Here is a 10,534-nt window from a genome sequence, read left to right as displayed (position 1 = left end):
GTATTCCAAGTAGATATCGCCTGTAATACCAGTGATGTCACCAGACTGAGAACCGCTACCATTATTCAATACTATATTGAAGCTCTCAACGTTATCGACATCATAAGTCCAGTATTTAGCACCATCAATCTCCTCAGGACCGTTCATTACCTTACCAGGCCATGCACCTGTCAACTTCTTTTCGTCAGCACCTGTTGTCCAAGCGTAGATGTAAGGAGCCTTATCAGCCTTCACCATGACCACGATAGATGCGTTAGGATCAACCTTGGTATAAGTAACCTTTTCTGTCTTCTCCTTGCCTTCAGTGCTTGTAGCACTCCAAGTCACAGTCTTAGTATCCTTGAAGTTCATACCTTCGCCAATAGTGAAGGTGGCAGCCTGACCAGGAGTCAAATCTACCTTATCCTGTCCCTCAATCTGGTACCAACCAGACGCAGCGTCTTCTGAGAGTGTTGCGGTAACAGTTACCGTATTGGTACGGAAACTACCACCAGCTGGAGAAAGAGAAACGCTTACAGGCTGAAGAGGAGTCGCGTCAACCCAAGTTGTACCAGCCTCTTCATTGCCATCATAGGTCTGACCACCCTTATGCTGAGCAGCTGTTTCGTAGATGAAAGCACCATCATCAATGAGCTTGCCACCCTTCCAGTCTTTCACAAGAACGCGAACCTGGCCCTGATTCTTAGGAGCATCAACGGTGATAGTAGAACCTGTGTAAGTCTTGCCTGTTACCAAGTCTGTATAAGTACCAGCTGGGCAATCTGTGAAGGTAGCACCACCATTGAGGGCTACAAGTGCATAACTATCCTTGTAAGCACGCTTGAAGGCGATACCGCCGTTAGCAGCACAACCCTCATCTGTCCACTGACCCTTACGGAGAGCAGGAACTGCCTGACGAATCTTGTTCAGACGAATGAGGTGCTGAGCCAAATCATGATTCAATGTAGCATCCACGTTACCAGAAGCCTTGTATTCACCGAAGTCTGATGCTTCTACATCACCTGTGATATAACCACCGAAGTAAGCACGACCGGTGTTAGAAAGAGGACCATTAGGACCTTTGTCAATCACAGAACCACGACGGAAACCTACCTCAGAACCATAATAGAGACATGGGATTCCACGGAAGGTAAACATCAGAGAGAGATTCTCAGCCCACTGAGCATCACTACCAGAGAAACGGATACCATCACTTGGCTGAGGACCGTAGTCATGACTATCTACATATACCACATTGAAAGTAGCATCATTGTATTTCATATCACCAGACTTAGCCAAGCCGTATGCACTTCCTGCATTAGAGAAGTTGTAGTGCAATGGGAAGTCGATTACATTGAAACCGCTTGACTGAGAATAGTCTGGCTCATGCCATGCACCATTCAGCATAAAGGTATTGTTGCTTTCAGGAGAATCCGCATTATCCTTCTCGCAGAGAGGCATCAGCTTAGCATCATAACCTGTACCACTATCATAAATTTCCTGAGTATCCCAGTATGACTGGCTGCCATCAAAGCCATCCATCAGATCCTTTGGAGCCTTCCATGTATAATAATAAGGTGAAAGGTTGTCCTGACCACGGTACTGCACACTACCGAAACGGGCACAAACCTCACCATACATGAAAAATGGAGCCTTGTTCAATCGCTTGTCCTCGTACTTCTTACCGAGGGCAGCAAACTGAGGAATGAACTGCTTGCAGAAGGTAAGACGCGAGATGTGACCGGATGTATCAATACGGAAACCATCGACACCCATCTTGATAAAGTTGCCATAGCATTTGACAAGATAATCAGCCACTGTATTATTCTCAGTATTGAGGTCCACACAGTCACCTGCAATCTGAGCCCACCAACGATTAGGCAAGTCCCAGTTGAAGTTACCGAAATGGTGCCAGTAGTTATGAGTATCATGATTCTGACCATCGGTATTCTTCATCATGGCAAGACGACGCTGATACTGATAACCAGGCTGAAGACCTGGATAGTCACTACCCAATGTTTCCAAATTAGGAATCATACAAGCATTGATGTCTGCCTGGTTACGAAGACGAGTATCACGGTCGAACTCCTTGCAAAAATGCTCCTCACCGAAGTTACCGGTGTGGTTGAGCACGATATCGAGGATAATCTTGATACCCTTGGCGTGAGCCTTGTCAATGAGTTCCTGGAACATCACGTCACCACTCTTTTTGCCATCACCACTCTGATAACGGCAATCTACCTTGGAGAAATCCGAAGCATGATAGCCGTGGTAGTCATAACCAGACGCATTCTGTACGACAGGAGTAATCCAAATGGCAGTGAAACCAAGCGCCTTGATGTAGTCGAGCTTGTCGATCACACCCTGGAAGTCACCTCGCCAACAAGGGTCCTTGGTACTCTTCTGCGCTTCCTGGTTATCCCAGCAGAGCACATTGTTACTTGGATCACCATCGTAGAAACGAGTAGTCATCATGAAGTAAATACTTTCATCTCGGAAATCTGTACGATTAGCCGTGAAGACATCCGTCGCCATCGCATTAGACGAGGCAAGAAGCAGCAGCATCGCTGCAAAAAGCTTCTTCTTGAACTTTCTCATAAATTTTTTGAATTAAGTTAAGATATTTAGTTAAAAATTATTCTATTTGCAAATTTAACCAAAATATATGGTATTAACAAAGAAACAAAGCCCAACCCACTCTTTTTTGTGTGCAAACGATTGCATCTGAAAGTAAAATAAACACATGCAAACGATTGCATAAAAAAATACGCAAGTTTTCTGCCGAAAACTTGCGTATTCAAAAAGAGTATCAGATGATTATTTAATGACGTACTTCTTACCGCCGCAAACATATACACCAGGAGCGAGGATGTACTCAGCATCTGCCATGCTACCTACCTCAGCTACCTTCTGACCGTTGATAGAGTAAATCTTCAACTTAGCAGGAGCCTTCTTGCTACCTACCTGGTTGATGCCTGTTGAGACAGACTCATTGGTCTTACCGGCAAGGTTATAAACTGCACCATTTTCGAATTTCAAATCCTTTGTCTGCTGACCACCGCCGTTGTTGAAGATGATCATAGTAGGAGCAGTTGTCAAATCGCCATCATACTTCCACATCCAGACATTCAAACCATTCTTCTTCATGTTAGTCTTGGTACAGCTTACACCTGGCCAGTTACCACCAGTAAAGTTGTCTGTACCATTCCAAGCCCAGCAATCTACCTGATTCCAATCTGAAGGAGCGAGGAAGTAAGCGAAGATACCTGTTGGAGTAGGAATAACTACCTCTTTAATCTTGTTGAAGGTTGAAGAACCTGTCTTGGTTGTACCATCAGCATTAGTTGCACTCCAAGATACAGTCTTGCTTTCGCCTTCCTGCATATCTTCACCGAGAGTGAATGTAGCAGCCTTACCAGGAGTAAGAGCTACCTGCTCGCCATCGCCAATCTTATACCAACCGCTCTTGGCATTGCTGCTCAATGTTGCTGTTACGGAAACAGTCTTCTGGAAGTCACCACCGTTAGGGCTGAAAGCCACCTTAGCAGCAGTTGTCAAATTTGCTGGAGCAGAAATCTTCTTGGCACTTTTACGACCGTCATATTCCAAGTAGGTATCACTTGTAATACCAGTGATGTTACCAGACTGATCACCGCTACCATTATTCAATATTACATTGAAGCTCTCAACGTTATCGAAATCATAAGTCCAGTATTTAGCACCATCAATCTCCTCAGGACCGTTCATTACCTTACCAGGCCATGCACCTGTCAACTTCTTTTCGTCAGCACCTGTTGTCCAAGCGTAGATGTAAGGAGCCTTATCAGCCTTCACCATGACCACGATAGATGCGTTAGGATCAACCTTAGTATATGTTACCTTACCAGTCTTCTCCTTGCCTTCAGAGCTTGTTACACTCCAAGTCACTGTCTTGGTGTCCTTGAAGTTCATGTCTTCACCGATAGTGAAGGTAACAGGCTTACCAGGGGTCAAATCTACCTTGTCCTGTCCCTCTATCTGATACCAAGCAGACGTAGCATCTTCTGAGGCCTCAGCGGTAACAGTTACCGTATTGGTGCGGAAATTTCCGCCAGCTGGAGAAAGAGAAACGCTTACAGGCGGAAGAGGAGCCTCGTCAACCCAAGTTGTACCAGCCTCTTCATTACCATCATAGGTCTGACCACCCTTATGCTGAGCAGCAGTTTCGTAGATGAAAGCACCATCATCAATGAGCTTGCCACCCTTCCAGTCTTTCACGAGTACGCGAACCTGACCCTGATTATTAGGAGCATCAACGGTGATAGTAGAACCTGTGTAAGTCTTGCCTGTTACCAAGTCTGTATAAGTACCAGCTGGGCAATCTGTGAAAGTAGCACCACCATTGAGGGCTACGAGTGCATAACTGTCCTTATAAGCACGCTTGAAGGCGATACCACCCTTGGCAGGAGTACAACCATCGTCAGTCCACTGACCCTTACGGAGAGCAGGAACAGCCTGACGAATCTTGTTCAGACGGATGAGGTGCTGAGCAACATCATGATTCAATGAGGCAGCCACATTACCAGAAGCCTTGTATTCACCGAAGTCTGATGCATCTACATCACCTGTGATATATCCACCGAAGTAAGCACGACCCGTTTCAGAAAGAGGACCATTAGGACCTCTGTCAATCACAACATCGCGACGGAAACCTACCTCAGAACCATAATAGAGACATGGGATTCCACGGAAGGTGAACATCAGAGAGAGATTCTCTGCCCACTGAGCGTCTGAGCCGCCAAAACGAGACCCTGACCCAGGACCATAGTCGTGACTGTCAACATATACCACATTATAGGTAGCGTCATTATATTTCATATCACCAGTCTTAGCCAAACGGTATGCGGTGGCAGCATTACCGAAGTTGTAGTGCAATGGGAAGTCGATCACATTGAAACCGCTTGACTGAGAATAGTCTGGCTCATGCCATGCGCCATTCAGCATAAAGGTATTGTTGCTTTCTGGAGAATTCGCTTTATCTTTCTCGCAGAGAGGCATCAGCTTATCATCATAACCTGTACCTCTGTCATAGATTTCCTGAGTGTCCCAGTATGACTGGCTGCCATCAAACTGATCCATCAAGTTCTGTGGAGCCTGCCATGTATAATAATAAGGTGAAAGGTTGTCCTGACCACGGTACTGCACACGACTGTAACGGGAACAAACCTCACCATACATGAAGAATGGAGCCTTGTTCAATCGCTTGTTCTCATGCTGCTTACCGAGGGCAGCAAACTGAGGAATGAACTGCTTGCAGAAGGTAAGACGTGAGATGTGACCGGATGTATCAATACGGAAACCATCGACACCCATCTTGATGAAATTGCCATAGCAGTTGATAAGATATTCAGCCACTGTATTATTCTCAGTATTGAGGTCCACACAGTCACCAGCAATCTGAGCCCACCAGCGGTTTGGCTCATCCCAGTTGAAGTTACCGAAATGGTGCCAGTAGTTATGTGGATCATGATTCTGACCATCGGTATTCTTCATCAGGGCAAGACGACGCTGATACTGTGCCGCAGGCAAAAGACTTGGATAGTCACTACCTAATGTTTCTGGATTAGGAATCATACAAGCATTGATGTCTGCCTGATTACGAAGACGGGTATCACGGTCGAACTCCTTGCAAAAATGCTCCTCACCGAAGTTACCGGAGTGGTTGAGCACGATATCGAGGATAATCTTGATACCCTTTTCGTGAGCCTTGTCGATGAGTTCCTGGAACATCACGTCACCACTCTTTTTGCCGTCACCACTCTGATAACGGCAATCAACCTTGGAGAAATCCGAAGCATGATAGCCGTGGTAGTCATAACCGGATGCATTCTGTACGACAGGAGTAATCCAGATGGCAGTGAAACCTAACGCCTTGATGTAGTCGAGCTTGTCGATGACACCCTGGAAGTCACCTCGCCAACAAGGGTCCTTGGTACTCATCTGTGCTTCCTGGTTGTCCCAGCAGAGCACATCGTTACTTGGATCACCATCGTAGAAACGGGTGGTGATCATGAAATAGATACTTTCGTCTCGGAAGTCTGTACGATTAGATGTGAAGACATCCGTCGCCATCGCATTAGACGAGGCAAGAAGCAGCAGCATCGCTGCAAAGAGCTTCTTCTTGAACTTTCTCATAAAAAATTTTTGAATTAAGTTAAGATATTTAGTTAAATTTTATTCCAATTACAAATTTAATCATAATAAATGATGATAACAAATAAATAAAGCAACTTCTGTTCATTTTTCCGTGCAATCGATTGCATCAATAAGTAAAATAAACAAACACAAACGATTATACGAAAAAAAATACGCAAGTTTTCATCTGAAAACTTGCGTATCTAAAAGAGAAAAGAGATTTATTACTTAATGACGTACTTCTTACCGCCGCAAACATAGACACCAGGAGCGAGGATGTACTCAGCATCTGCCATGCTGCCTACCTCAGCTACCTTCTGACCGTTGATAGAGTAAATCTTCAACTTAGCAGGAGCCTTCTTGCTACCTACCTGGTTGATGCCTGTTGTGATAGTCTCGTTGGTCTTACCGGCAAGGTTATAAACTGCACCGTTTTCGAATTTCAAATCCTTTGTCTGCTGACCACCGCCGTTGTTGAAGATGATCATAGTAGGAGCAGTTGTCAAATCGCCATCATACTTCCACATCCAGACATCCAGACCATTCTTCTTAATGTCTGTCTTGGTACATGCTACACCTGGCCAGTTACCACCAGTAAAGTTGTCTGTACCATTCCAAGCCCAGCAGTTAACCTGACTCCAGCCTGAAGGAGCGAGGAAGTAAGCGAAGATACCTGTTGGTGTAGGAATAACCACCTCTGCCTTCTTGTTGAAGGTAGCAGTACCAGTCTTAGCCTTATCCTCTGCATTAGTTGCGCTCCAAGTTACAGTCTTGCTCTCGCCTTCCATCATGTCAGCACCGAGAGTGAAGGTAACTGGCTTACCAGGAGTAAGAGCCACCTGCTCGCCATCGCCAATCTTATACCAACCGCTCTTGGCATTGTCGCTGAGGGTTGCTGTTACAGAAATAGTCTTCTCGAAGTCACCACCATTAGGACTCAAAGTAACCTTGGCTGTTGTGTTGACAGGAGCATCAAGCGTCTTGACATTTGAACCACCATCGTATTCCAAGTAGATATCGCCTGTAATACCAGTGATGTCACTTGACTGCTTGTCATTACCATTATTCAGAACCACATTGAAGCTCTCTACTCCATCGAAAGTCTTGTACCAGTAGTTGACACCACCAATCTCTTCAGGACCATCCATGGTCTGACCGTGCCATGCACCTGTCAACTCCTTTTTTGGAGTACCAGGAACCCAAGCATAGATAGTTGGAGCATTGTCTGCCTTTACATATACGGTGATAGATGCGTTAGGATCCACCTTGGTGAAGGATACAGAACCATTCTTCTCACTCTTGTCGTTCTTAGCATACCATGTTACAGTCTTGCTCTGCTTGAAGTTCATGTCTTCACCGATAGTGAATGTCTTGGTCTCGCCAGGAGCCAACTCTACCTTGTCCTTACCTTCTACCTGGAACCAACCAGAAGTTGCCTTACCGCTAAGGCTTACCTCTACAGTAACAGTATTGGTGCGGAAAGTACCACCATTCTGAGAGAACTTCAAACCAAACTCATTAGTCTGTGGCTCAACCCATGTTGTACCATCTTCCTCATGACCATCATAAGCCTGATCAGCCTCTGACTTAGACTTAGGAGTCTCATCATAGATGAAAGGACCATCCTCACCTACCTTGCCACCCTTCCAGTCCTTCACGAGAACACGGAGCTGACCCTGAGTAGCAGGAGCTTCAACGGTGATAGTAGAACCAGTGTATGTCTTACCTGTTACCAAGTCGGTATAAGTACCATCAGGGCAATCTGTGAATGTTGCACCACCATTGATGGCTACGAGTGCATAGCTGTCATTCTTATAAGCACGCTTGAAGGCGATACCGCCCTTGGCAGGAGTACAACCATCGTCGGTCCACTGACCCTTACGGAGAGCAGGAACAGCCTGACGAATCTTGTTCAGACGGATGAGGTGCTGAGCTACATCATGATTCAATGTTGCAGCCACATTACCTGTTGCCTTGTAGTCACCGAAATCAGATGCTTCTACATCACCAGTGAGGTAACCACCGAAGTAAGCACGACCAGTTTCTGAAAGAGGACCGTGAGGACCTCTGTCAATCGGAGCACCGCGACGGAAACCAACCTCAGAACCATAATAGAGACATGGAATACCACGGAAGGTAAACATCAGAGAGAGATTCTCTGCCCACTGAGCATCATCACCAGAGAAACGGAATTGGTCGTTGGTTTGCTGAGGACCGTAGTCGTGGCTATCTACATATACTACATTATAAGTAGCGTCATTATATCTCTTGTCACCTGACTTTGCCAAACCGTATGCGGCGGCAGCATTACCGAAGTTGTAGTGCAATGGGAAGTCGATCACATGGAAACCGCTTGCCTGAGAATAGTCTGGCTCATGCCACTTACCATTCACCATAAAGGTATTGTCGCTTGTTGGTGTTGGGGCATTGTCTGACTCACAGAGAGCCATCTGATGGTCATCCACACCTGTACCGCCATTGGCTTTATCAAAGAGTACCTGTGTATCCCAGTAAGACTGGCTGCCATCCCATTTGTCGAGCAAGTCCTTTGGAGCCTGCCATGTGTAATAATAGCAAGAGAGGTTATCCTGACCACGGTATGTGACATCACTGTAACGGGCGCAAACCTCACCATACATGAAGAATGGAGCCTTGTTCAATCGCTTGTCCTCATACTGCTTACCAAGAGCTGTAAACTGAGGAATGAACTGCTTGCAGAATGTCAAACGTGAGATATGACCGGATGTATCGATACGGAAACCATCGACACCCATCTTGATGAAGCTGCCGTAGCACTTTACGAGATAGTCTGCTACGTAGTCGTTCTCGGTGTTCAGGTCAACGCAGTCGCCTGCAATCTGAGCCCACCAGCGGTTAGGATAATCCCAGTTGAAGTCACCAAAGTGGTGCCAATAGTTGTGAACATCCTCGTTCTTACCACGAACATTCTTCAACAAGCCAAGACGACGCTGATACTGCTCATAAGGGACACTTGTAAGGTAGTCGGAACCCAACTTCTCCTCGTTAGGAATCATACAAGCATTGATGAGTGCCTGAGTTTCCAAGTCGGTATTACGGTCAAACTCCTTGCAGAGTGTCTGCTCACCGAAGTTACCGGTGTGGTTGAGCACGATGTCGAGGATAATCTTGATACCCTTTTCGTGAGCCTTGTCAATGAGTTCCTGGAACATGGCGTCACCGTCCTTGCTACCATCGCTGCTCTGATAACGGCAGTCAACATGCTGGAAATCCATAGCATGATAACCATGGTAGTCATAACCGGATGCGTTCTGCACTACTGGTGTAATCCAGATGGCAGTGAAACCCAATGCCTTGATGTAGTCGAGTTTGTCGATGACACCCTGGAAGTCGCCTCGCCAGCAAGGGTCTTTTGTTTTGATCTGCTCTGACTGGTTATCCCAGCAGAGCACGTTGTTACCAGTATCACCATCATAAAAACGCGTAGTCATCATGAAGTAGATACTTTCGTCTCGGAAGTCCGTACGATTCGATGTAAAGACATCGGTCGCTACCGACTGCATAGAGACGAGAAGGAGCAGTAAAGCTGCCCAAAGCTTCTTAGTAAACCTTCTCATAAATTGTGATGTTAAGTTAAGATATTTAGTTATTTATCATTTGTGTGCAAATATAATAATAATAGGTGTAAGCAGCAAATAAACAAGCACTTACCCCCCACTTTTTATATGCAATCGATTGCACCAGAACGCGAAATATGATTGCACAATCGTTTGCACAAAATCTTTCAAAGATTTCCTCTCAAAAGTTTGCATAATTAAAAACCTCTCTTAGACCATGAAGTAATGGTTTAAGAGAGGTGTAGTATTTAAACCGAAAAAATGCTTAAAGTAATTCTTTAAGCGCTTTCCTTACTTCAAAGTTAGGAATACCTTTTATATGATTTTCTGAAAGTTCAGCCAGTTCAGGCTTGTTCCCTCAATTTCTGGATTACCTCCAGTGGAAGCTCGGTGGCCGTTGATACTTGCTCTTCAGAAAGACCCATTGAAAGAAGGCGGCGAGCTGTGGATAGCTTTTCTTTTTCCATTCCTTTCGCCATTCCTTTTTCCATTCCTTTAGCCATTCCTTCCGCCATTCCTTCCTCACGACCCTTTTCCAAAGCCGTATCTATAGAGTTTTTGACATCACGGTAAGCCTTCAAACTATCCTCATATTCTTTCAACTCTGTTGGGGTGAACTTCGCAATCTCGGCCTCCTCAAAGAGTTTAGTAAACACTTTCTCTTTCAAGGCAGCAGGACGTTTATCCAATCGGGAAAGGTTTTTCAATACATACAACCACTTTTCATAAAGCGTGTCAAGCTCCTCCTCTGTCTTATTGAACTTTGCTATCTCAACATACTTGAA

The 10,534-nt window shown here is 45.4% G+C and carries 4 protein-coding genes; all 4 read right to left on the bottom strand.

The annotated features are described in order from the left end of the window. Nucleotides 1-2,577, bottom strand: a 2,577-nt coding sequence (locus DW917_RS15225; protein WP_118120082.1) for an alpha-amylase family glycosyl hydrolase, incomplete at its 3' end; no start/stop codon positions are given. Nucleotides 2,578-2,796: 219 nt separating this feature from the next. Next, a complete protein-coding gene (locus DW917_RS15220) occupies nt 2,797-6,153 on the bottom strand; it encodes an alpha-amylase family glycosyl hydrolase (RefSeq protein WP_118120080.1) in 3,357 nt (1,118 codons plus the stop codon). Between the two features lie 224 nt (nt 6,154-6,377). Beyond that, nucleotides 6,378-9,749 (bottom strand): alpha-amylase family glycosyl hydrolase, encoded by a 3,372-nt coding sequence (locus tag DW917_RS15215; RefSeq protein WP_118120077.1) that lies wholly within the window; start codon nt 9,747-9,749, stop codon nt 6,378-6,380. 344 nt (nt 9,750-10,093) lie between these two features. Continuing rightward, the coding region (locus tag DW917_RS15210; RefSeq protein WP_199545578.1) for a PD-(D/E)XK nuclease family transposase at nt 10,094-10,534 on the bottom strand (441 nt) is incomplete at its 5' end.

It is taken from the genome of Prevotella sp. AM42-24 (assembly GCF_003461825.1).
GTDB lineage: Bacteria > Bacteroidota > Bacteroidia > Bacteroidales > Bacteroidaceae > Prevotella > Prevotella hominis.
The sequence above is the reverse complement of the archived record's forward strand: the minus strand, read 5'-3'. Positions and strand labels throughout refer to the sequence as shown.

Excerpts from the sequence above, each read along its gene's own strand:
- DW917_RS15220 (WP_118120080.1), bottom strand. The coding sequence starts at position 6,153 with ATGAGAAAGTTCAAGAAGAAGCTCTTTGCAGCGATGCTGCTGCTTCTT.
- DW917_RS15215 (WP_118120077.1), bottom strand. The coding sequence starts at position 9,749 with ATGAGAAGGTTTACTAAGAAGCTTTGGGCAGCTTTACTGCTCCTTCTC.